The following is a 21378-nucleotide window of genomic DNA, read 5'->3' as shown; positions in this document are numbered from 1 at the left end:
CGAGGGTTCGGCCTTGACGGGCGCGTGGGGAGAGGCCCGCACCCATCGGAGAACGGCCGGCTGATGACCGGGGGCTTGGCGTTCCAGCAGAGGCCAGGTTGCCTCGGGCCCGGCCGTGCTCCCGGAGCCGGTACAGCCGGCCTCCCGCGGCGCACCGTCGGATGTGGTCAACGAGGTCTCCGTGCGCGGGGTACGGGGCGGGCGAGCGCAGGGAGGCGTACTGACACGCGGGTCCCATCGGGCCCAGGCCGCCAACTCCTTCCTTCCCGTACGTCCGATAATCGGTTGCCTGGCCGGAGGTCCTCACCGAAGGTGAGGCAGTGACCAAGACCGACGACAGGCCGCCGATCGACGCGGCCCGCTGGCTGTACCTCTACGAGAACGACTGCCCCGCCCCAGCGGCGGCCGAACTGCCGGCCCTCGTCTCCGAACTGGCCGAGGCCCTCCGCCACCCCGACCCCGACATCCGCGACGGCGCTCCCTACGTGGTGCTGCGGACGTGGATCCAGCGGGACGTCATCGACAAGCCGCTGCGCGCCCGGCTGGGCGCCGTGATGGCCGACCGGTTCGGCGAGCCCGAGATCCAGGCGCGCACCTTCGCCCCGCTCGTGCTCGACATGATCGTCGGTCGCGGCGACTTCGACCCGGCGTGGCTCGCCGCCTTCCGGCGCTGGTTCCCGGCGGAGACGGACCTGCGCGGGTACGACCCCGAGCTCGGCTGGCTCCATGCCGTCGCGCACGGCGCTGACCTGCTGGGCACCTTCGGGCTCCATCCGGAGGTCGACCCGAAGGAGATGCTCGCGCTGGCGGCGGAGCGGCTCGTGGTGCCGTCCGACGAGCTCTTCGCCCAGCAGGAGGACGACCGGCTCGCCCAGGGCGTCGCCCGCACGCTCACCCGGCCGGAACTGTCCGAGGCCGAAGCCGTCAGCTGGCTCGACGCCATCGAGAAGGACTGGGCTGCCGGCCGAAATGGCGCCTCCACCGCCGCGCACACCTCGAACGCCATGCGTACGCTGCGGATGCTGTACCTCCTCGCCGACACCGGCGTCCGGATCGGCGGCGCTCCCGCCCCCGCCCGCCTGCCGCACGCCGAGGCGCTGAAGCGGCGCCTGACGGAGGTGCTGGCCCTGGTCTTCCAGGCGGCGTGACGGGCGGGCGCCACCGCGCGGTGAGGAGGCGTCCCGTGGGCGGGTCTCACCACAGGCGCCCGACGGCCGGTCAGGAACCGGGTCCCGCCCGCTGTACGGCCTTGCGACCGTCACCGACTGCGCCCGGAAGCGGCCCCGCCGCGCGGCCGCCAGGCGGTCCGCGTGCGACCGTCACCGACTGCGCCCGGAAGCGGCCCCCGCCACGCGGCCGCCAGGCGGTCCGCCGCGGAGTCGCGGTCGGCAGGCCACACCCTCGCTCCCAGGCGCCCGGGAGAGCACGGACGGGAGACGGGACCCATGGACTCCGCCCCGTCGCCTTCCATCAAGATCATTCCGGTCCTCGCTCCGCGAGAACGCCCAATGCCTCCGCATGCGCTGCTTCACCCATCCGTGGATGCAGATCGATCTCCGGTGTCCCGGACGAGTCCGTCTCGTTGACCACGCCGTACCAACCCGTCCAGATACTGCTTTCGGAAGGCGCATCCATGAAGTCCAAGATTGTCGGTGGCGTGCTGTTGGCCGGGGCCATGGTCCTCGGTGCTGCCGGGGTGGCCGCGGCCGACGGCCCCGGCGACGGTGACGCGCCCGCGCCCCGCCCCGCCGCGGCGCCGTCGGCGGCGCAGAGCGCGCCGGCGCTCGACCAGCTGCCCCTGTCGGGGAACCAGTTGTCGCCGCTCGGCACCCTGCTCGGCACCTGACCCGTCTCATTCGGCAGATCGCGGTGGGGTCACCGACGACCATGTGGTGTCGATGCGCAGGCGCCGGATGACCCACCGTGCGTTCAGTCAGGCAGGTCTCGGTCCGATGGCGTGATCTCGGCTCACTCGTTCCGGTGGCGCGCAGCGCTCACGCGCAACGGGCACGACTCGACACACCAGGCTTCCCTCGTCAGTGCCGTGCACGTACAGATGACGGAGGTATCCGATGAGTCTCCGCGAGACCTACGAGTCCCTGAACCTCGATCCCAAGCCGCTCCGCCCGCACATCCTCGCCGCCGCGACGGTGGTCTTCGGTGAGGACGGCACCCGGCGTGCTGCGGGCCACCGGCCTGCCTGAAGCCTGGTACCCGGCCGACGACGAGAACGAGTCGGTCGGCATCACGCCGTCGCTGTTCTTCGCGCCCACCCCGAGCCCCCTGATGACCATGATGGTCGACCCTTCGATGATCATGCGGGCCGGTCTCGAGGGCTCGCTGACCCTCGCGGTGGACGGCGGCACCGAGCTGCGCGCCGAGAGCGACGTCCCGCTGGTGGCGGAGGACCGCACGATCGAAGCCCGCCTCACCGACGTGAAGCTGGTCATGCGTGACACGTTCGTCGGCGAGACGGCCACAGTCGACATCTGACCCGCGGGGCCGGACCGGGCTGGACGGGGACCACACCCGACCGTGCCGGACCGGGCCGGACGGAACCGGACCACACCGACCGCGCCGGGCCGGACGGCACCGAGCTGGCGTGAAGCATGCGCTGCGCGTGCCACCGCCCGCTGGGTGCCGCCCTGCTGATCCACGCGCTGCACGGCTGTGGGAGAGCAGCCCGGCCGGGATAGAAGTACCCGGCCGGGGTGTCAGAGCGTCAGTTCTTGGGACACTGCTTCCACGCGAGGTGGTAGATGGTGCTGATGTCGCCGTCGGTGGAGTCCATGGTCATGTAGCTGGTGGTGGCCGGGTTCGACGTGCCGGCATCGACCCGGAGCTCGGTGTTGATGTTGAAGTTCCGCTGCACGCCGCAGGGCGCCCACACGAGCTGCGCCCAGTCGGTGTTGTCGGTGGCCTGCCAGTTGTCCTCGTACGGACCTCGGAAGATGTGTGTCCGGGACGCGGTGTTCGGCGATCCCTGGAAGTAGTACGAGGCCTTCTCGGTGCTGCTCGCTCCGGGCCGGAGGGACGCGTAGCCGCGGTAGTCGGCGCTGGCGATCGCGTAGGTGAAGCCCTGGGGCACATGCACCACAAGGTTGAGCTGGCAGTTTCTGCGGGCCGCCGTGGGGGAGGAGGTGCCGCCCGCCTGCGCCAGGTACTCGCTGTACGTGACGGTGAAGGCGGTGTTGTCCTCGGACACGGCGATGGCGGCGGTGCCCAGCGGGCAGCCGGAGCCGTTCACCGTGGCGATGTCGATGACGATCCTGTCCGGGGGCGGGTCGGCGATCGACGAGGGGCTTGCCTGCGCGGGCAGGACCGAGGCGAACAGGGCGATGATCGCTCCGCTCCCCAGTATGGGGATTCTCATGCTTCTCCCATCCAGTGCTTCGGTGCCGGGCGAACGGAATGTGTCCGTTCGGGGGCTGGGGGGTGCGGCGCGCCACGGGGTCTGGCGGCCGTCACGGACCTACTGCTGTGGATCGAGGCACTGGTCGTGCGGCAGGGGTGGTGCAGCCGACAACGGTTGAACTATCATGTACATGTCAGTCGTGTGCCTCGGTGGCCCTCCGCCGGTACGGGCGGGGGTGCTCGAATGCTAGAGGCCCGGGTGTGTCAGGGCAGGGCGGCGCCCGGCCAAGAATCGCCTCTCGGGCTGCCCATCTTTGGCTCGTAACAGCAGATGGCGCGTCAGACCTGTGTCGCTCTCGCAGAGGACCCTCCCCGCCGCCTTTCCTTCCGCGCTCGCCGCTGGCCGAGGAGCGGGAGGCGCACGACGCCTTCGAGCCCGTACGGCCAAGGGCGGATCGTCAAGATCAAAACGGAGGCTCAGCGGACCTGCGGCACGGTCGCCGACCACGCCGAGATCATCAAAGCGGTCGCTGCGACCGGCGGGACCGACCAGGTGGCCGGCCGCCCGAACGGACACCCGATCGTCACGTCAGAGGTATCCGCCGAGACGGTGCACCGTACCGTCGGTTCACGCCCGCCCCACCAGCGTCGTCGTCCGGACAGAAGCGTGGACGTGCCGATCGGTGCCGTGGCCCGCGCGGCTGCTCACGGTGGCCCGCCCGCCCGAGAGAAACAGGCGGAGCCGGTGTCAGTCTCGGTGGGGGTGCCATTCGGCGAGGAGGATGGTGGCGTCGTCGCGGAGACGGTGGTCCTGGTGGTGGACGAGTTCCTGCACCAGGCGGCGAAGGGCTTCGGGGGCTGGGTCGCCGGCGGCGGTCGCGCGGATCACGGTGTCGGCCAGCCGTTGTTCGCCGAAGAGGTCACCGGCGGCGGACCTGGCCTCGGTGACGCCGTCGCTGTAGATCAGGACCCGATCGCCGGGCTGGAGCCGCACGCGGTGTACCGCGGCCGGGGCCGTGGTGTGGAAGCCCCAGCCGAGCGGGAGGTCGGCCTGCCGCTCGAGCATGCCGGTCACCACGCGGCCCTCGCGGATGAGCAGGGGCGGGGGATGCGCGCAGTTGACCCAGGTGAGTGTCCCGTCCTCTACGTCCAAATGGGCGATGATCGCGGTCATCAGCCGGTCGGTGAACCACTGGTTCAGGATCTGGTCGATCGCAGGAATGATGTCCACGAGCGATCCACCCGCCCGCCGGGTGGCACGACAGGCCGCCAGACCCGCCGCGCTCGCGCCCCCGGAAGCGAGGTCGTGTCCCATCGAGTCCAGCATCGTCAGGTGCAGCGCCCCGTCCACGAAGCTGTGGTCGAACGCGTCGCCGCCGATCTCATAGGCCGGCTCCAACACCGCGGAGGACGTCACACGAGCCGTGCCGATCGTCCGTGGCGGCAGAAACGCCCACAACAGCTCTGCCTGCACCGTCATCGTCCTGCGCCGCTCCGTTTCGATCAGCACGTCGCTGTGCGAGGACTTGGACACCAGCAGCAGTGCCGTCACTCCGGCCAGAACCTCGCACCGGCCGATCAGTTCCTCGTCGAAGCTTTCGGCCGTGGCCTTGAGTACGCCGAGCCGTTCGATCCCGTCGATCATCGCCATCCATACGGTGCCACCGTTCGCCGAGCGCTGCGTCCGCTCCGTCCGGTAGGCGAGCCCCGCCAGGGAGGCATCGATGTCGAGTGTCGGGGCCTCGGGCGCCAGGGTCTGCGGAAGCGCTACCAGCGTGGCCTGTTGCAGGTCCGCCACGTAGAGGGCGGTGCCGGTCAGGCCCATCCGCCGGCCCGTCTCGAAAACGAGCTCGGCCAGGTCCCCGCCCGCCACCAGATGAGAGCGGGCGACCAGGTCCGACAGCACCTGCTCGTGCGGTTCCATGACCAAGACCTTTCACCCGTTGCCGTTCGCGGTCATTTCCGCCGAGCGTATGCGCCGACCACGCCTCTACCTGGCGGCGGCACGCGGCAACGCCAGGTTGAGTGGGCCATGAGAATGGCGGGCGCGCGGCGGCACGCAGGCTCGCGGGCGCGTCGGCCTGCCCGGGCCGTCGCCGTGTACTCGCCCAGTCTCTTAGGGGCTGCCGACCGGACCCACCTGGAAGGCCGCGCGGGTTGCCGTCGGCGCCGTACCTGTGGGTTGGGCTGCCGGCACTCTGCCCGGGGCAGACGCGGCTGGTGGCGCACGTCGGAGCACGGTGTCCTCCGCGCGAGCCGCTGAGCGGCGACGCGCCGACGGTGTGCCTCTTGCACGCGAGCGGGCCCTGGCGCGATTTCGCAACTTCCGTGGTGCCGCGCTGTCAGGTGGTCGGACGCGTGGCCGAGTCGTGGACCAGCTCCGCGAGCTGGATGAGGAAGCTGCGCGTGTTCACGCGCCCGTGGACACGGATGAAATGGGACCGGTCGGAGCACCGGAAGACCTCGCGCCGGCGTACCTTCCAGAGGTCACACTCGAAGGTGTTCGCCGCCTGCTCCGCTTCCTCCGGGCTGCCGTCGAACTCCGCAAGGGTCCGTACGCCTTCATCGGTGCTGACGGGTAGGCCCAGCACGATCCATCGAGACATCCGAGACCCGGCCCTTCCCCCTGGCATCGCCTGGCGCGACGCGCACGGCGCCAGTGTGACAGGCGGACCGGAACACCGGATGCTGTCGCAGACGTCGGACCGGCCCCTGAGAGCGGAAAGGAGATGTGCGCTACTGCGGGAGGCACCGACGATTCGCGGTCTGGCACCCTCGGCTGGATGCCGGACCCTGGTTACGGGCCCGGCATCCGGCAAGGGACGGGTCGGCACCCGGGTCCCGACCCGGGCCCCCAACCGGGTCCCGCCCGGGTCCCGACCCGCCCGTACGAACACGTAGTGTCTTACACCGTGGCGTACGACAAACGGGTATGGGGTGTGGGCTCCTGGCGGGCCTGGGCGAGCGGTGCCACGGCGCCATGGCACCGGGCGACGTTGTACGCCACCCAGGACCTTTTGGCGGAGGGCAGGTTCGAGGAGGCCGAGGCGCGAGCGCGAGCGCTCCTCGCCGCTCGCCGGCGGCCGGGGCGGCGTGACCGACGCCCTGTGACGGCCTGGCTGGGCTCGTTCTACGCCACGGCGGCGGCGATCACCCACGGGCGCGGGGCGGACGTCCTGGCCGAACTGGAAGTTCTGATCAAGGACATGGAGCCGTCGTACGGCCGGTACCGCGAGCTGCTGCTGGCGACGCGGCTGCACCGCGGGTGGGTGCTGATCGACCTGGAGCGGCCCGCGGAGGCGGAGGCCGAGGCCCGCGACGTCCTGCGGTCAGTGGCCCGCCTGAGGCATCTGGCCGAGATGGGGGACATCGAACTGTGGGCCGTGCTCTGCCTCGGGGACGCCCTCTGCGCACAGCACCGGTACGAGGAGGCGGAGGCGATCGCACGAGGCAACCTGTCGCGGGCCGATCGGCGACCGGAACGGGGTCTGCGCATCCTCCTGGTACGCGCCCTGTCGGGCCTCGGGCGGCATGAGGAGGCTCTTGCGGAGGCCCATGGAACGGAGCCCGAGGGCTCTCCCGGCACCAGCGGCGACCTGGAGCTGGCCACGGCCGTGGCCCTGCACGGCCTGGGCCGCCCGAGCGAGGCGCGGGAAGAGGCCCGGCGGGCCCTGTCCGCCTGCGAGCGCTTCTTCCTCCCCTCGCATCCGCGGGTCGGGAAGATCCACGCGTTGTTGGACCGGATCGAAACGGTCTGACGGACACCTTCGATCCTCAGGGCGGTTGCGACACCGTCCGGTTCGCCGGCCGCGCGTCAGGCCTGGCGGCGTCGCTCAGGTCCCTGATGCCGTGTCAGGGTCCGCTCAGGGACGGCCCGGGGTGCGTTCCGACTACCTGAGCTTCGACGAGGTGAACGAGGGGACGCTGCGCCCGAAGGCCGTCCCGCTCCGGGCCCGCACTTCTCACCCGGCACGCGCCAGGAGGACAACTCGTTCGGCTACCGCGTCGCGGGGAAGCCCATCGAGCACCTCACCGGGCACTCCTATCAGTACGAGGTGACCACGCGCATCCTCCGGCCCCTGCGCATGACGGAGACGCGCGCCGCCGTGCCGGGCCGTGCCACGCCCGTTTCCCGGCCCTACCTTCCCGGCTATCTCCCGCGGAGCAGCGGCGAACTGGTCGATGTCCAGATGCAGGGCGGACTGCCGGCCAGCATGACCTCCACCACGCGCGATCTGGACCGCTTCATATCCGGGCTCTGCGACGGCCGGCTGCTGCGTCCGGCGCAGGCCGCCGAGCTGTTCACGGTGCCGAAGGACGCCGAGGGCCGGCCTCTGCCCTTCGTCGGTGACGGCCAGTGCAACACCGGTCCCGGGAAGGGCACGGCCTGTCTCAGCGTGGGACTGATGTACGCGCCGATGCCCGACGGTTCGGTGGTGTGGGCAAGACGGGAGCCGACCCGGGCTACCGCAGTGCTGTCTTCGCCTCCCGCGACCTCTTCCGCCGCGTGGTGTACGCGGTCGGTATCACGTCCGCCGAGAGCCGGGGCTCATCGGCGGTGGCCCAGCGACTCGCCTCGGCCGTGTCACGCAACTGACGCCCGCAGACGCAGAGGCCGACGACGCAGACGCAGAGCGGAGGCCGACGACGCAGACGCCGACGACGCCCGGTCACCGGCCCACGAAGGCGGCCGGGCACGACCAGACCGGGTCTCGCCGATGTAGAGCTGCTCGGCATCTCCGTGCCCGACAGGCCGCGGGCTGTCAGGCGCGGCACCTCCCACCTCGCGGGCGGACGACATCCGAGGTCGACCGGCCGCGGGATCCGGTGCAGGGTCGGCACGCAGGACCAACGGAAGACCGACCGGCGCGGTCGAGCGTGCGCGGGCGCGTCGAACGGCGGCCAGCCGGAAGGGTGGTGCGGCGTCCCGGGACCACGGGTGGCGCATCGAGCCCTGGCGGGTGCAGGTGGCGAAGCTGTGCCTCTCCCGGCTATGAGTCGACAGGCGGCGTCGGACAATCGTCAGAGCTGGTCGCTGCTCCGTCGAGCGAGCCCCTCGAAGAACTCGTGGAGACCGGCCGCGGCCAGGTCGAACTGATCGAACCACGAGGCGGTGGCCGACCTCCAGACCCGGCCGGATCCCGCCAGCGCGAACAGGTGGCCGCCGCCGTCGCTGGCGAAGACCAGGGCAGGCTCTTCCCATACCCGGCCGAGGGACTGAGACGTACCACCCGCCTTCCTGAGTGGTTACGAGTGGCGGTGCTTGATCGAGTCCATGATGCCTTCGGCGCGGTGTCGGGCGCTTCTCATCTTCTGCCGGACTTTGGCTTTCGTCTGGTCTGCCTTGCCTTCGGATTCGAGGCGTTCATGACCGGTGACTCTTCCGGCCATTTCCTTGAGCCGGCCTTTGGCTTTGTCCATGGCGCCGCGCGTATCCATGGTTTCCTCCGTTACGTGGGGTGTCACCCTCCACGTTAGGTTGGGGCGCTCCGAGGTGCTCGTCGGTCGGTCGGCCGGCCGGTTCGCTGCCCTGCGTCGGTTCGGGCTGCAAGACCCTCTACGCCCAGTCGTTGGTCCAGGCGGTCGCCGCGCTTGTCATCAAGACCGCGGCCTCCCGGGGAACCGGCCTCGCGCCCGCCCCCTCTGGTCTGCCGCCGCGCCGGCTGGCGCAGGCGACCGACTACATCCGCACCCACCTCGCCGAGCGGGTCGCACTGGACGACCTCGCCCGGGTCGCCGGTGTGAGCCCCTCCCACCTCACCCGGGTCTTCCGGGCCTCCACCGGGCAGTCCCCGCACCAGTACGTCCTCGGTCAGCGGCTCGAACAGGCTCGCCGGGCCCTGCTCACCACCGACACCGCAATCGCGGACGTCGCCGACGCTTGCGGCTTCGCCGACCAGAGCCACCTCACCCGCACCATGCGCCGCCACCTCGGCCTGACCCCTGGCGCTCTGCGTACGGACCGCGCGCGGACGGTTGCCACCAGCAACGACAGCCGCCCTTCCGAGGCCTGATCCGCTTCCTGCGCTCCGCTCCTGGAGCGCAAGCTCAGGCGCCGGACGCCCATCGGGTCCAGAGCACGCGCGAAATGCGACCTCCGACGGTAAGTCGACGTCTCGGCAGCACATCCGGACTCCTGGTCGCCGGCCTCACTCACCGAATACGGATCTGTTGGCGAGCTGCCTGCGGGACTGGAGTGCGAGCGTCGGCCCGGGGCGCTGCCGCCCCGGCCCGCGATGCTGCGCGTTCTGCGTCCTGAGCAGGCTGTCTCCGGCTGTGCGCCGCTGGGTCGTGACCGCCGCAGTCGCAGCCCTTGCCCTCGCCGTCGGTGCCTGGGGCGGGGCAGGACGCGACGGTTCCCCGGTTACGGCGAGATGGTTGCGGGCGGTATGCGCGCGTGGTCCGTCTCTCCGGTGTGGGGGTTGAGGACGTAGACCTGGAACGGAGCCCACGCGCGGTCGGCGAGGGTGTCGACTTCGTGGTGGGAGCAGACCAGCAGCGGCAGTTCTTCCGCCCAGGCCCGTAGCCGGCGTGGGTCGGGGCAGGCGACGCCGGCGAGTGTCCACTGCCGGCCGTCAGGGCCGGTGCGTTCGAAGACGGGCCTGCCGTCGCCGTAGCGGGGATCCGGTGCGCCGAAGACCAGGTTCCGGCCGAAGTACAGCTCGGCGATGGCCCGGAAGTACTTCCATCGCTGCTGGTCCAGGCCCGTGCGGCTCCAGAACGCGGCGTAGGCGCGGTCCTTGGCCGCCTTCTTCGTGGCTTTCTGCTTCTCCCGGATGACCCGCTGCCGCGCCTCGGCCTCCTGTTGTGCTTGCTGCAGACGCCGGGCCTGCGCCTCCTTTCGCGCGCTGTCGGCATCCAGTGCAGCGTAGGCGGGAGTTGTCCACCACGAGCGCCACCTGTCGTTCCAGGACCTGGTCCAGCCCTCGGCCCAGTCGTACCAGTTGCCCTCGTCGGTGACCCGCTTGGCACCGGAGAGAGGCTCGTGCGGCACGATCCGGCCCGTCAGCATCCACGACACCGCGTCGCTCAACGCGGCACCGGTCGGCGACCAGCTCACCAGCTGCGGGGATAAGCGCGCCAGGCCGGCCGTCACCCGCCACTCCTGCCCACGCTCTTCGGGGGCCTGGACCAGGAGGGTGGGCACCGTGCCCACCCACGGGCGCGGCCGGAAGCCGAACCAGCACACCCTCACCCCGTCCCGCTCGTAAAGACGGGTGCGGGCCGCGATGTCCTGGGCGGTGATGGGCGACAGCTGCGCCTCGAGCGCCATCAGCCTGGAGCCGTCCGGGTTGAAGACCATCACGTCCGCCCGCCATTCCCCGGTGGGTGCGGCGACCTCCAGTTCGGCCTGGAAGCCTGCGGCGCGCGCACTGGTCACCAGCTCGAGCTTGAGCAGGTGATGTTCGAGTGACTCGTTTGCCAGTGAGCACGTCGGCGGCTTGGCACGGTGATAGAAGTGCCGGGTCTCCAGCTTGGACAGACGGGGGCGGACCTGGCCACCGCACTCCGGACACGTCAGCTCCACACCACGCACTCGGTGTATCGCCTCCCACGACCGGCCGCAGCCCAGGTCGTCGAGGGTGACGTCCAGTCGGCCCCACTCGGCATGATCAGCTGTCAACTGCACGTGGCCCCCCGTCGGTCGGCTTCGCAGGCCATGATGCGCCCCGCCACTGACATGGCGGCAAGGTGGGTGCCGTGGTGACCGCCGTCGTGCCGCCGGGCCCCACGACGGCTCCGCATGAGCACGGCCGGCCCGGGCTGAACCGCGACACGGACTTCGCCGCCTCGGTAGACCGGTGACAGGGTCAAGACCCGGCCGGCCGTGGTCTGGATGCTCGGCGCGCCGACGCTGCGCCGGACCCGCCGCCGGACCGGCAGGCCGGGTGTCGGTGAGCCGTTGGTCGCGCGCCGGGGCTGTCACGAGCCGCGTGTCCGGATCGCGGATTCCGGTCTGGTGGAACCGGTATCGCAAATCGTATAATTTCGGACATGGAGTCGACGGTGCCTCGGGGCAGCTGGACGTTCGTCACGAACCACGCTCGGATCCTCGCGATGATCCTGCGTGATTCGGAGATCCGGCTGCGCGATCTGGCGGAGCGCTGCCAGATCACGGAGCGGGCGGTCCAGGCGATCGTCACGGACCTGGAGAACGCGGGGTACCTCACCCGGGTACGCCGCGGCCGCCGGAACCACTACGAGGTCACGCCGGGGACCCTCTTTCGCCATCCGGCCGAGGGTCACCACGAGATCGCGGACTTCTTGCATCTGCTCGTCGGCCTCGACCCGCCTGCCGGGGCCGGCCGCTCGGATCGTGATGACGGTGAGCGCGACCCGCACGGCCGACCTGTGGATGCCGCTGGTCACCATGCCGACCACGGTCCCGGGTGAGGGGACCCGGGCTCACTGTGCCAACGCCCTGCCGGCCTTCTTCCCCGCGTTTCGGGGTCTGAAGGGAGTAAGGCCATGACCTCCCAGTTCGACCGCCCGCTCCCCGCTGCGGTGGAGCACATCAACGGCACGTTGCGTCCCTCGGTCGTCGCCGTGGTCTGCGAACCCGGCGCGCAGCGGGTGGCGGTCCGCGTGTGCGGCGAGATCGACATGGAGGATGCCGACGGCCTGCGCCGTGACCTCACCGCGGCGCTGGACTCCAGCCCCTGTGGCCTCGACATCGACCTGTCCGCCGTCACCTTCTGCGACAGCCAAGGCCTGCACGTCCTGAGCGACCTGAACCGGCAGGCACGCAAGGCCGGGAAAACCCTCGTGCTGACCGCACCGAGCCGCCCGGTCGCCCGCCTGCTGCGCGTGACCGGGGCCCAGCATCTCCTCACCGTCCGTGGCTGGCCCCTTCCGGAAACCTTGGCGGCCGGGACCGGCCCAGCCCGTTTCTCCGGTACCCGGCCAGGCTGAGGAGGTGCGGGCGGGCGACGCCGAGCGCCGCGTGGTGCACGCCGGCACCTCGCAGACGGCAGCTGCGCGGGTCGGTCCGCTCCCGCAGGCAGTCGGCGTGCCGGTGTGACGGAAACCGTCCACCGAGCCCCCACGGTCATCGACGCCACCCCTGGCCGGCAGTCAAAGGGACAGGCCCCAGCCCTTCATCCGGAGCTGAAGGTGATCGAGCCGCCGTCGCGCAGGCGCGGTGCCGCGGACTTGGAGGCGAGGAACGCACCCCAGAACCGGCGTTCGGAGACCGTCCTGGCCTTCTGCGGGGTGGTGTCGGCCAACGGCTTTACCACCAGGGATACCCCCGCGGTGTGGACGAGGCGGTCGAGCTCTCCGACCTCCTCGAAGAACGCGGCTATGGCGTTGCCGTCGGCGACGTCCAGGCCGCGGCCTCCGGCGGGCTCGCCCAACAGCTTCGTCGCGGCGTCCACGCGGTCCTGCCTGCTGGAGGCCAGCACGACGTCCGCGCCGGCTGCCGAGGCCTGTTGGGCCCTGGCGAAGCCGATGCCGGAGGTTCCGCCGATGACCACGATCTTCTTGCCGGCCAGAGACATGGGATCCATTCCTTCGTCGATGCAGTGCCGGAGTTGGGCAACCGCCCGTTCCTCGCCCATCGGCCAGGTCACCGTGGAGGGACCGGGTCGCACACGGTGCTGGTGTGGGGTCGTACGCGATCGACGTCGATCGTCCGAATCCGATGTTCGGACCTACGGGACGTCATCCACCACCCGGCGGTTCCTTTCGAGGAGTTGATCGACTATGTGCGAGGGCTGCGCGGAAGCTGCAGGCTGGGCATCCTGAGCAACAGCTTCGTGGGCGCCCGGGAACGGCAGACGTCGCTTTATCACTTCGACAAGCTGGTGGAGCAGATCGTCTACTCGCACGAGATCGGCACCGAGAAGCCCGACCTGCGTGCCTTCGAGGCCGCATGCGCCAGCTTGGACGTGCGGCCGGAGAACTGCCTGTTCATCGACGACGTCGCAGTCAACATTGAGGCCGCCCAGGCGGCGGGTATGCAGGCGCATCTGTTCGAGGACAACGCCCGGACCGTTACGCGCATCGCAGCTCATCTGGATGCAGGGCCCCGGGCCGCAGGGCGGGTCCCGCTCGGATGACGTCGGCCTGGCCGGTCTCCCACGGTTGCCGGCCAGGCGTTGAAACGATTGATCCGCGTGGTCGATGTTCTCCCAACGCGAGAAGCCAGGCCACTGGCCGACTGGCTGGACCGCCACCCCGGCGTGGAGATCATCTGCCGGGATCGGGCAGGCGCCTACGCCGAGGGCGCGCGAGGCGCCCCCGATGCTCTGCAGGTCGCTGACCGGTTCCATCTGTGGCAGGGCCTCGGCCGGGCGGTAGAGACCTGCGTCGCCGCCCATCGCTGCTGCCTGCGTACCCCGACACCCAGCGGCGTGCTGCCGCAGGACAACCCACCGGCTTCGGATCGGCCGCAGGACGACTCGGAGCCCGTCGGCCGACGGGCCGAGCGAAAGAAGGCAGCACACGCTCTCATCCACGAGATCCTCGCCCAAGGCCACTCACGCCGGGCGGTCGCCCGGCACCTGGGCTGGCGCCTCAACACCGTCCTCCGGTACGTGAACGCCGCACATTGGCAGGAGACCCTCCGCGAGACCCGGCCTCGGCCCAGCAGACTGGACCCCTACAAGCCCTACCTGGAACGACGATTCACAGAAGGATGCACCAGCGTCACCCAGCTCCACGACGAGCTGGTTGCCGAGCAGTCACCCGTCACCTACGGCATGGTCCGAGCCCACATCGCCACCTTGAGCGGGGCTCTGTCCGCAGCACCGCCACGGCCGCCGACGGTACGGAGGTGACCGGCTGGCTCACCCGCCACCCCACCGCTCTGACCCAGGAAGACCGCATCGGCCTGAAAGGCGTCCTGGCCCGTTGTCCCGAACTGGGCATAGCCGCCGGACACGTCCGTGATTTCGGCGAGATGCTCAGCGGCCGCCTCGGCACCACGCTCCCATTCAGGATCAGCACCGTCGAAGCCAGCTACCCGGCCTTGCCGGCTTCGCACGCCACCTGCTCCGGGACCTCGACGCTGTGACCGCCGGCCTCACCCTGGACTGGAACTCGGGCAGCATCGAGGGAGCCGTGAAGCGCATTAACTGACCGTTTCAGAATGACTCCGGCCGAGAGCAGCGCTCCCGTGGGCACTTGTGCAGCGATGTTGGCACCTTGGCCCATGGCCCTGTACATACGGCCTGAGCAACAGAAGCAGGTCCGGACCGGTCGGACGTAGGAGTGGGTGGATGGGCGCGGATGCGGAGCGGGAGTGCTGGGAGCTGCAGTCGGGAGCCGGCGTGGGTCCGTTGCAGTTCGGGATGTCTCCAGCCGAGGTCGCCCAAGCACTTTTGGTCCTAGGACCGCAGGAACTGGTTGGCGGTCCGTATGCGCAGGAGGACTTCCCCGATGGGGTGAAGGCGTTCTACGACGCGGGCAAGCTCGCCTGCGTTGCGCTGGATGCGGTCACCGGTCCGCAGGTCTTCCTGTCTGGCTTCCCGCTGGCGGGAAGCGATCCGGAGCAGGGCCAGCAGTTCCTGCTGGATCACGCTGCGCAGCATGGGAACTGGGTTCTCTACACGCCTGATGACTCGCTTTCCCTGACTGACCTTGGGATTCTTCTGCGCTCGCAGCAGGTCGGTGCAGGGCGCCTGACGCGTCCGCTCTTCGTGAAGGAGGAGTGGTTGGAGTCGCAGTACTTCCGGGACCACCTTCCGCTGGAGGGCGCCTCAGGCTGAGTGCTCGATCTGGCCAACCACGCCAGACCCTGCGCTCGAATCAGATGCCGCGGGTCTTGTGCTCGACGATCTTGGTCGGCACGGTGTCCGGGTGCGTGCTGATCTTGTTCCGGACGACCTGTGGGAGCGGGTGGCCCCGTTGCTGCCACCTGCTCCCGAACGACGTCACCGGCATCCCGGGCGGTTGCGTGTTCCTGACCGAACAGCACTCGCCGGCGTCCTGTTCGTGCTGCGGACCGGTGTCGCCTGGCGGGACGTCCCGGCGGAGACCGTGGGCTGTTCCGGAGTGACGGCCTGGCGCCGGCTGCGGGACTGGACCGAAGCCGGTGTCTGGCCGCGCCTGCATGCTGCCCTGCTGGCTGAGCTTCGCCGCGCCGACCTGCTGGACCTGGACGACTGCTCCGTGGACGGATCGCACGTGCGGGCCCTCAAAGGGGGGACCACGTTGGCCCCTCGCCCGTCGACCGCGCCCGTCCCGGCTCCAAGCACCACCTGATCGTTGACCGCCACGGAACCCCAATCGCCGTCACGCTCACCGGCGGCAATCGGCACGACGTCACCCAGCTCCTGCCCCTGCTCGACGCAGTCCCGCCGATTCGGGGAGCTCGGGGACGCCCCCGCCGCAAACCCCGGCGTCTGTACGCCGACCGGGGCTACGACTTCGACAAGTACCGCAGGTTGCTGTGGAAACGCGGCATCAAACCCATGATCGCCCGACGGGGCATCGCCCACGGCTCCGGACTGGGCAAGGTCCGCTAGGTGGTCGAGCGGGCATTCGCCTGGCTGCACCAGTTCAAACGGCTCCGTACGCGCTACGAACGCCGCGCCGATCTCCACCAGGGGTTGCTCGACCTTGCCTGCAGCCTCATATGCCTCCGCCGCCTTCGGACCTCATTTTGAAACGACCAGTAAAAAGATCAAGAGACAGCTCTACGGCCGAGCCGGCTTCCACCTGCCCTGGAAGATGATCCTGCTGCAGTGAAAGCAGGCACGTCCGGCTGTGCGACTTGCAGGACAGGGAGAGGCGGCAGCGACGTCATGCTTTGGCGTCGGGCATGCCGCCACATCGCCGGTCTTCGTGCGGCCCAACCAGACGACGCCGCCCGACTCGGCCCCGAAGGTGACCAAATCGGCTTGCTGCGACTCGTCGCGTACCCGTTCGCACCCGTCAGCCAACTGCTCGGAGTCGCGCGGTGCAGGATCCCCGTCTATGAACGTGCGAAACGGTGCGGACAAGGTCGTCCACGCGCCTGCGTCGGCGAAGCAACCGACATTGGCATCGGAGAAGAAGCAGGGCTCCTCGCCCGGCTGAAGCCGGGCGATGTCGTCCTCGACACTCAGGGCCATCTCCCATCCGACGACAGGGTCGTCGCTGATACACAGGCGCGTCGCGGCGCACTCAACGCCGTCGACGTGCTCGCCCATGAACTCGTACGGGCCCGCCGTCCACGCGATCTCAACCCGGTAGACGCCCGGGGGAATGCGCACCGCCAGCTCCCGCGGGGGCCTGGTCGGCAGCCCCCTCTGGTACTCCCAGACCTGGTCGTCGTGCCATGGCGCATCGACGACGAGCCGGCCGCTCGGTACGCGGATCGTCGTCAGCTCCTCGATGGCCGTCACGACTACCGGCGTCGTCGGGTCGTCGTACACCGTGCCAAGGTGAGCACCGGGCGTGAAAGCCGCCTCCAAGTACCAGGTGGCCTCAGGCCCGGCTGCCAGCCGCGCGTCCCTGACCCACTCCATGTCTCACTCCCTCCTCGCCACCCGGCCGGGCGGTCAACCGAAAGCTACGTGGACCCGCTGACACCGGCACTTCTTGCATCGTCGCAATCCGTGATCGCTCCCCAAGGTCTGTGCCAGAACCGCTACCCGTGAACAGAGCCAACCGCCGTGTGCGCGCTCAGGCCGAACGACGCGGCTGGACGGATCCCCTGTCATCAGGACCGCGGAGCGAGGGACCTCAGGCGAGGACGTTGACCGCGCGGGCGACCACCAGGCCGAGGATGAGCAGGGAGCCGAGGGACTGGACGCTCATGGCGATCTTGGCCCAGGGAGCCAGGGGCATCACGTCAGTAGGGCTGAAGGCGGTGGCGTTGGTGAGCGCGAGGTAGAGGTAGTCGACGAAGCGGGGCCGCCAGTCGGCGTCGGCCACTTCGGGGTTGAGCTGCTGGGGGAAGGCGAGCGCGGGTGTGCGGGGCATGTGGTGGGCACGGGCGGCAGCTCCGCCACTGTCGAGTTCGAAGTACAGCAGGGAGAACGCCAGAACGGTGCCGGCCCACACGGTGCCGCCGGTCTGCAGCAGGCTGGTGGCGGAGCTGGTCTCCTTGCCGCCGTGGAGGATGTCGTCGACCAGCTGGGCGGTGGACCAGACGGCGCTGAGTGCGAGAACGCACACCAAGGCGATCGACGTTCCGCGCAGCACCGTCGAGCGCCGGTCGATCCGGCCCGGGTCGCCGGCGACGAGCGCGAGCAGAAGCAGTCCCTCGACGGTCGGGAGAACCCAGCGGGGCGCCAGTCGGAGGTCGTCCGGGAGCAGGAGGGTCAGCACCATGGCGGTGACGACGGCCATGGCCATCGGCCAGCGGGCCTCACCGACGGGTTCCCGCCGACTCGGGCTCTCGGTCGGCTCGGGGATGCGTCCGGTCACTGTGGCAAGGCCCTAACGGTCGAGTGCGAAGTGGCTGTCGCCGTCCTGCCCTCGGAAGATATAGCGGGTCGGCGGCCGGAGGGTGGATCTCCCGCTCCGATGCTCCGACGTCACCCTGCCCCGCCGTTCGGCCTGACGTCCGCATCTGGCGGTTCAACGTCGGTTTCTGCAACCTCTGCCTGGCGAGCGGCATGATCGTCGGCGTCGTTGCGCTGCATCTGAGCCACGAGACCGCCGCCCGGTCCTTGATCTCTACGCAGCCGCCTTCATCACCGGCGGCGGATTCACGCCGTTCGTTCGCGTGCCGCAGGAGAGGCGGCGGTGCCGGGAGACTGCTCCGTCCCGTCCGGCGCGGACAGGACGCAGGGATCCCGTTTCTTCCCTTTGCGTCCCTGTATGCCCTGTTTGTGTTCGAGGTCGCGGGGCAAGCGGGCTTCCATGAGTCCCAGGCCCCGGAAGGGCCGGGACCGAACAGCGCGACTCTGCGAGAACGCGAAAGGGTGAGAGTCGATGTCGACCGGAATCGTCGCGGTCATCGCGGTCATCGCGGTCGTCGTTGTCGGCGGGTTCGTCGCCGGCATGGCCGTGAACCGTCGGCGGCGGGCGCGACTGCGCGATCGTTTCGGGCCCGAGTACGAACGGGCCGTCGAGGCGGCCGGCAACAGACGGTCCGCGGAACGCGAACTGGAAGACCGCGAACGCCGCTTCGCCGACCTGGAGATCAAGCCGCTGCCCGGCGAGGTGCGGGAACAGTACGCCCGACGGTGGGCGCGCATCCAGGAAGAGTTCGTGGATCGCCCCGAGGCGGCCGTCCACGACGCCGACGAGCTTGTGGCGGCACTGATGCGCGACCGCGGGTACCCCGACGAAGGGTACGAGCAGCGGCTGCGCGACCTGTCCGTGCGACACGGTCGCGCCCTGGAGCAGTACCGGGCGGCCCTGGAGGTTCACGCGGTGAGCACCTGCGACGCCGCCACCACCGAACAGCTGAGGGGCGCGATGATGCGCTACCGCACCCTCTTCGACGACTTGCTCGCCGACGGCGGGCCGACCGGCGCCCGCCGGTCCTGACGCGGAGGCAGGAGAGATGCCCCACCACGACACGTCCGAGCGCACGACCCAGGTGTCGGAGACCCGGCACCCGCCCATGCCCTCCGCACCCCCGGACCTGGCAGCCTCCGGCCACGGCGGCCACGCCCGTCACGCCGCGCCCGCCCCGCAGGACCCGGGGCAGAGCAGGCAGAACACGCACGGCGTCAGTGCCGCGGAGGACCGACCGGACCCGGCCCGCTCCGCGCGGCCCGACACCGGCCCGGACGCGGAGGGGACGACGGACCTGCTCGGCGCCGAGGCGGAAGAGGAGTTCCGCCGGCGCTGGCACGAGGTTCAGGGCCAGTTCGTCGACGACCCCCGCCAGGCCGTCCACGCGGCGGACGTGCTCGTCGGGGACGTGATGCGAACCCTGGCCGACACCTTCGCCCGGCACCGGCACACCCTGGAGGGGGAATGGAACCAGGGGCTCGAGGCCGACACCGAGAGCCTGCGCCGCGCGCTGTGCCGGTACCGCGCCCTGTTCCAGCGACTCCTGTCCACCTGACGCCTGTACGGGGGGCGTGCCCCCGGGTTTCCGGCCCGGCCGTGCGTGAGGTTCCACAGCCCGCACCGCCGGGCCGGCACCATGCCCGCTGCCGGTTCTTCCGCGACGCCGCACGCCCAGGCGTAACCGCCTTCCCAGGCGTGACTGCCCGTTCCCGAAGGGCCGTTCAGGGGGCGGTGCGTGCATCGCCGCAGCAGAGGCCACCGGCGCGCGCGACGACGCCCCGCGCCGTACATCGCGCGGGGCGTCATACCCTCGACCCTCCGAGGCGGGTCGGCGGCCGTCAGTGGCGGCGGCGGCCGCGCAGCTTGTCGAGAAGGCGCTGCGCCTGAGCGCGCCGGCGCGGGTCAGCGGCGGCCCGGCGCACGGACGCCGCCGCGTTACGTCCCTGAGGGCTGCGGGCGAACCGCTTGATACGGGCAAGAAGTGCGGTCATGGGAATCTCCTCCGATCCATAGGGTCCGATCCATAGGGCTGGACGGTTTCGCGGGGCGTGTCCACCGAGCCGGCGTATCCGTCCGTGGGTTCGGCCCGGTAACCGGTCAGGTGCGGCTGAGCTGGGGGCGTCGCGGCCTTCTCGGAGGGCCACGTGTCGTGTGCCATGTCCGCCACCTTTCCCATCGTCGAGGGCGAGTGCCCCGGGCCGAGTTCTGTCACTCCGTGTTGCCCGTCGTTGCCGTCTCACACCCCGCAATCCGCACGCCCGTTGAAGGTCCTCCGCCTCGATGCGGCGCATGCGGGGACCTCCTGATGCCGCGTCAGGCAGCCGAATCGACGGCGTCACCGCGGGGATCGACGGCGATACCGCGGGGATCGGCGACGTCACCGCCGGGACCGACGGCGTCACCGCCAGGACCGACGGCGTCACCGCAGAGACCGACGGCGCTACCGCGGGGATCGGCGACGTCACACGGGGATTGACGGCGTCACCGCCGGGAAGGATCCGTGCCAGCGCTGTCGGGGGTCCCGTCCGCGGATGCCGTCCGGGGCGACGCCGCGGCCTCCCCGGCCGCGTCGCCGGCCAGAGAGCCGGACAGCGTGAGACCGAGCGCCACCAGCGGCGCCACCACGGCGCGCGCGCCGGAGCGCCCCGCACGGCCGACCCCGAGAGACCTGACGGACGAGCGGGCGCCGACCGCTCCGGTCGGTTCTCCGGAGGTCCGGCGCGCCGGCCTTCCGTCCCCGGAGGAGGTCCGTCCGGCGGTTCGCGGGTCGGCGAGGACCCGGGCGCAGGCGGCCGCGTCGGGCCGCGCCTCGGCGGGCAGGACGGTCATGGCCGACAGCAGGCGGGCGAGCCCGACCGGAAGGCCCGGCGGTAGCACCGGGGGCCGGTTCAGGTGCGCCAGCGCCGCCTCCAACGGCGAACCGCCGTACTCCGCCTCGCCCTTCAGCGCCTCAAGGAGCACCAGGCCGAGGCTGTAGACGTCGGCCCCGGGCCCCGCCTTCCGGCCCAGGGCCTGCTCGGGCGCCATGTAGGAGGCGGTCCCGACGAACGTGCCGTGGCCCTCGGGCGGGGCATCCGCGGGACCGTCGAAGCGGCGGGAGATGCCGAAGTCCGAGAGGTGGGGCGTATCCGCCCGGTCCAGCAGGATGTTCGACGGTTTGACGTCGCGGTGGACGACTCCGTGAGCGTGGACGTGGGCGAGGGCCGAGGCGAGGGCCGATCCCATCCGGCAGGTCTCGGCGGGCGTGAGGACCGCCCGGGCTATACGCCGTCGGAGGGTCCTCCCGCGGACGAGCTGCATCACGAGGAAGGGCCGGCCGTCCTCCTCGCCCGAGTCGTAGAGCGTCACCAGACCGGGATGGTGCATCCGTGCCAGGAGCCGGGCCTCCTCGCCGCACTGCGCGCCGGTACGGCGGGCGTCCTCGGGGCGGAACACCTTCACGGCCACCGGGCGCCGCAGACGCAGGTCCAGCGCCTCGTACACGTCGGCCGCACCGCCGCTGCCCAGGTGACGGTCGAGCCGGTAACGGCCCGCGACGGCACGCGCCGTCAGCCTGGGATCCGGAAGTACGGGCTTCGCGCGGACCTGCATCGGTGCTCCCTGGAGATGTGGCCTGCCCTCTGC

At 70.7% G+C, this 21378-nt stretch carries 25 protein-coding genes and 3 pseudogenes; 17 read left to right on the top strand and 11 right to left on the bottom strand.

What is annotated here, in order from left to right; all coding sequences use genetic code 11:
• Window positions 1-320: 320 nt before the first annotated feature.
• The 4 genes from ACFY8W_RS00400 (at window position 321) to ACFY8W_RS00385 (ending at window position 2493) form a co-directional block, all read left to right on the top strand.
• A complete protein-coding gene (locus tag ACFY8W_RS00400; protein WP_391098286.1) occupies window positions 321-1148 on the top strand; it encodes a DUF2785 domain-containing protein in 828 nt (275 codons plus the stop codon).
• A 485-nt stretch (window positions 1149-1633) separates the two neighbouring features.
• Window positions 1634-1846: a hypothetical protein gene (locus ACFY8W_RS00395; protein ID WP_391098284.1), complete on the top strand. Its 213-nt coding sequence runs from the start codon at window positions 1634-1636 to the stop codon at window positions 1844-1846.
• A 226-nt stretch (window positions 1847-2072) separates the two neighbouring features.
• On the top strand, window positions 2073-2204 hold the full coding sequence (locus tag ACFY8W_RS00390) for a DUF6004 family protein (protein WP_391098282.1): 132 nt from the start codon (window positions 2073-2075) through the stop codon (window positions 2202-2204).
• Window positions 2161-2493, top strand: a complete 333-nt coding sequence (locus ACFY8W_RS00385) for a DUF6004 family protein (protein WP_391098279.1) — start codon at window positions 2161-2163, stop codon at window positions 2491-2493. Before ACFY8W_RS00390 ends, ACFY8W_RS00385 begins: the two co-directional genes overlap by 44 nt.
• Window positions 2494-2722: 229 nt before the next feature.
• On the opposite strand, the gene ACFY8W_RS00380 is transcribed toward ACFY8W_RS00385, so the two are convergent.
• The 3 genes from ACFY8W_RS00380 to ACFY8W_RS00370 all read right to left on the bottom strand — a co-directional run bounded on the left by ACFY8W_RS00380 (window position 2723) and on the right by ACFY8W_RS00370 (window position 5960).
• Complete coding sequence (locus ACFY8W_RS00380; protein WP_391098277.1) at window positions 2723-3373, bottom strand: DUF4360 domain-containing protein; 651 nt, start codon at window positions 3371-3373, stop codon at window positions 2723-2725.
• Window positions 3374-4102: 729 nt separating this feature from the next.
• The gene (locus ACFY8W_RS00375) at window positions 4103-5278 is read right to left on the bottom strand and encodes a SpoIIE family protein phosphatase (RefSeq protein WP_391098274.1); all 1176 of its coding nucleotides are present in this window, start codon (window positions 5276-5278) and stop codon (window positions 4103-4105) included.
• Between the two features lie 418 nt (window positions 5279-5696).
• Window positions 5697-5960 (bottom strand): hypothetical protein, encoded by a 264-nt coding sequence (locus ACFY8W_RS00370; RefSeq protein WP_391098272.1) that lies wholly within the window; start codon window positions 5958-5960, stop codon window positions 5697-5699.
• Window positions 5961-6461: 501 nt separating this feature from the next.
• Between ACFY8W_RS00370 and ACFY8W_RS00365 the strand changes: the two genes are divergently transcribed.
• The 3 genes and pseudogenes from ACFY8W_RS00365 (at window position 6462) to ACFY8W_RS00355 (ending at window position 7951) form a co-directional block, all read left to right on the top strand.
• Complete coding sequence (locus ACFY8W_RS00365) at window positions 6462-7112, top strand: tetratricopeptide repeat protein (protein WP_391098269.1); 651 nt, start codon at window positions 6462-6464, stop codon at window positions 7110-7112.
• A gap of 252 nt (window positions 7113-7364) precedes the next feature.
• Window positions 7365-7709, top strand: a pseudogene (locus ACFY8W_RS00360) (serine hydrolase domain-containing protein); the annotation flags it as partial.
• An 83-nt stretch (window positions 7710-7792) separates the two neighbouring features.
• A complete protein-coding gene (locus tag ACFY8W_RS00355) occupies window positions 7793-7951 on the top strand; it encodes a hypothetical protein (protein WP_391098267.1) in 159 nt (52 codons plus the stop codon).
• A 650-nt stretch (window positions 7952-8601) separates the two neighbouring features.
• On the opposite strand, the gene ACFY8W_RS00350 is transcribed toward ACFY8W_RS00355, so the two are convergent.
• Complete coding sequence (locus tag ACFY8W_RS00350) at window positions 8602-8793, bottom strand: CsbD family protein (RefSeq protein WP_391098264.1); 192 nt, start codon at window positions 8791-8793, stop codon at window positions 8602-8604.
• A 131-nt stretch (window positions 8794-8924) separates the two neighbouring features.
• On the opposite strand from ACFY8W_RS00350, the gene ACFY8W_RS00345 reads away from it, so the two are divergent.
• Window positions 8925-9368: a helix-turn-helix domain-containing protein gene (locus ACFY8W_RS00345; protein ID WP_391098261.1), complete on the top strand. Its 444-nt coding sequence runs from the start codon at window positions 8925-8927 to the stop codon at window positions 9366-9368.
• Window positions 9369-9718: 350 nt separating this feature from the next.
• Here the strand turns inward: ACFY8W_RS00345 and ACFY8W_RS00340 are convergent, their stop codons facing one another.
• Window positions 9719-10984 (bottom strand): competence protein CoiA family protein, encoded by a 1266-nt coding sequence (locus ACFY8W_RS00340; protein ID WP_391098258.1) that lies wholly within the window; start codon window positions 10982-10984, stop codon window positions 9719-9721.
• A 365-nt stretch (window positions 10985-11349) separates the two neighbouring features.
• On the opposite strand from ACFY8W_RS00340, the gene ACFY8W_RS00335 reads away from it, so the two are divergent.
• Both ACFY8W_RS00335 and ACFY8W_RS00330 read left to right on the top strand, forming a co-directional pair.
• On the top strand, window positions 11350-11748 hold the full coding sequence (locus tag ACFY8W_RS00335) for a MarR family transcriptional regulator (RefSeq protein WP_391098256.1): 399 nt from the start codon (window positions 11350-11352) through the stop codon (window positions 11746-11748).
• Window positions 11749-11823: 75 nt separating this feature from the next.
• Window positions 11824-12267 carry an anti-sigma factor antagonist gene (locus ACFY8W_RS00330; RefSeq protein WP_391098254.1) on the top strand — a complete coding sequence of 148 codons (444 nt, stop codon included), beginning with the start codon at window positions 11824-11826 and terminating at the stop codon, window positions 12265-12267.
• A gap of 185 nt (window positions 12268-12452) precedes the next feature.
• Here ACFY8W_RS00330 and ACFY8W_RS00325 read toward each other — a convergent pair whose 3' ends face one another.
• Complete coding sequence (locus tag ACFY8W_RS00325; protein WP_391098252.1) at window positions 12453-12854, bottom strand: SDR family NAD(P)-dependent oxidoreductase; 402 nt, start codon at window positions 12852-12854, stop codon at window positions 12453-12455.
• A gap of 171 nt (window positions 12855-13025) precedes the next feature.
• Here ACFY8W_RS00325 and ACFY8W_RS00320 point away from each other — a divergent pair.
• From ACFY8W_RS00320 to ACFY8W_RS00305, 4 genes and pseudogenes are all read left to right on the top strand, one after another.
• Window positions 13026-13415 (top strand): annotated as a pseudogene (locus ACFY8W_RS00320) (HAD-IA family hydrolase); the annotation flags it as partial.
• Between the two features lie 57 nt (window positions 13416-13472).
• The gene (locus ACFY8W_RS00315) at window positions 13473-14135 is read left to right on the top strand and encodes a transposase (RefSeq protein WP_391098250.1); all 663 of its coding nucleotides are present in this window, start codon (window positions 13473-13475) and stop codon (window positions 14133-14135) included.
• Entirely contained in the window at window positions 14132-14371 is a 240-nt protein-coding gene (locus tag ACFY8W_RS00310) for a hypothetical protein (RefSeq protein ID WP_391098247.1), read from the top strand. Before ACFY8W_RS00315 ends, ACFY8W_RS00310 begins: the two co-directional genes overlap by 4 nt.
• 205 nt (window positions 14372-14576) lie before the next feature.
• A complete protein-coding gene (locus ACFY8W_RS00305; RefSeq protein WP_391098244.1) occupies window positions 14577-15065 on the top strand; it encodes a hypothetical protein in 489 nt (162 codons plus the stop codon).
• Window positions 15066-15105: 40 nt separating this feature from the next.
• Here ACFY8W_RS00305 and ACFY8W_RS00300 read toward each other — a convergent pair whose 3' ends face one another.
• Window positions 15106-15234, bottom strand: coding sequence for a hypothetical protein (locus ACFY8W_RS00300; RefSeq protein ID WP_391101802.1), 129 nt, complete (start codon window positions 15232-15234; stop codon window positions 15106-15108).
• Between ACFY8W_RS00300 and ACFY8W_RS00295 the strand changes: the two are divergent.
• Window positions 15184-15965, top strand: a pseudogene (locus ACFY8W_RS00295) (IS5 family transposase). The gene ACFY8W_RS00300 and the pseudogene ACFY8W_RS00295 sit on opposite strands and share 51 nt — an antisense overlap.
• Before the next feature lie 30 nt (window positions 15966-15995).
• Here the strand turns inward: ACFY8W_RS00295 and ACFY8W_RS00290 are convergent.
• Complete coding sequence (locus ACFY8W_RS00290) at window positions 15996-16808, bottom strand: DUF4241 domain-containing protein (RefSeq protein ID WP_391098242.1); 813 nt, start codon at window positions 16806-16808, stop codon at window positions 15996-15998.
• A gap of 217 nt (window positions 16809-17025) precedes the next feature.
• Window positions 17026-17712: a hypothetical protein gene (locus tag ACFY8W_RS00285; protein WP_391098238.1), complete on the bottom strand. Its 687-nt coding sequence runs from the start codon at window positions 17710-17712 to the stop codon at window positions 17026-17028.
• A gap of 510 nt (window positions 17713-18222) precedes the next feature.
• Between ACFY8W_RS00285 and ACFY8W_RS00280 the strand changes: the two genes are divergently transcribed.
• A complete protein-coding gene (locus ACFY8W_RS00280) occupies window positions 18223-18783 on the top strand; it encodes a hypothetical protein (RefSeq protein ID WP_391098235.1) in 561 nt (186 codons plus the stop codon).
• 16 nt (window positions 18784-18799) lie between these two features.
• Window positions 18800-19309, top strand: coding sequence for a hypothetical protein (locus ACFY8W_RS00275; RefSeq protein WP_391098232.1), 510 nt, complete (start codon window positions 18800-18802; stop codon window positions 19307-19309).
• A gap of 283 nt (window positions 19310-19592) precedes the next feature.
• On the opposite strand, the gene ACFY8W_RS00270 is transcribed toward ACFY8W_RS00275, so the two are convergent.
• Both ACFY8W_RS00270 and ACFY8W_RS00265 read right to left on the bottom strand, forming a co-directional pair.
• Window positions 19593-19745, bottom strand: coding sequence for a hypothetical protein (locus ACFY8W_RS00270; protein WP_391098230.1), 153 nt, complete (start codon window positions 19743-19745; stop codon window positions 19593-19595).
• A 490-nt stretch (window positions 19746-20235) separates the two neighbouring features.
• Entirely contained in the window at window positions 20236-21345 is a 1110-nt protein-coding gene (locus ACFY8W_RS00265; RefSeq protein WP_391098228.1) for a protein kinase, read from the bottom strand.
• Window positions 21346-21378: the final 33 nt, after the last annotated feature.

Origin of the sequence: Streptomyces sp. NPDC012637 (assembly GCF_042954805.1) — a bacterium.
In the GTDB taxonomy this organism is placed as follows: domain Bacteria; phylum Actinomycetota; class Actinomycetes; order Streptomycetales; family Streptomycetaceae; genus Streptomyces.
Note: the sequence above shows the minus strand (reverse complement) of the source record. Positions and strands in the feature narration are given on the sequence as shown.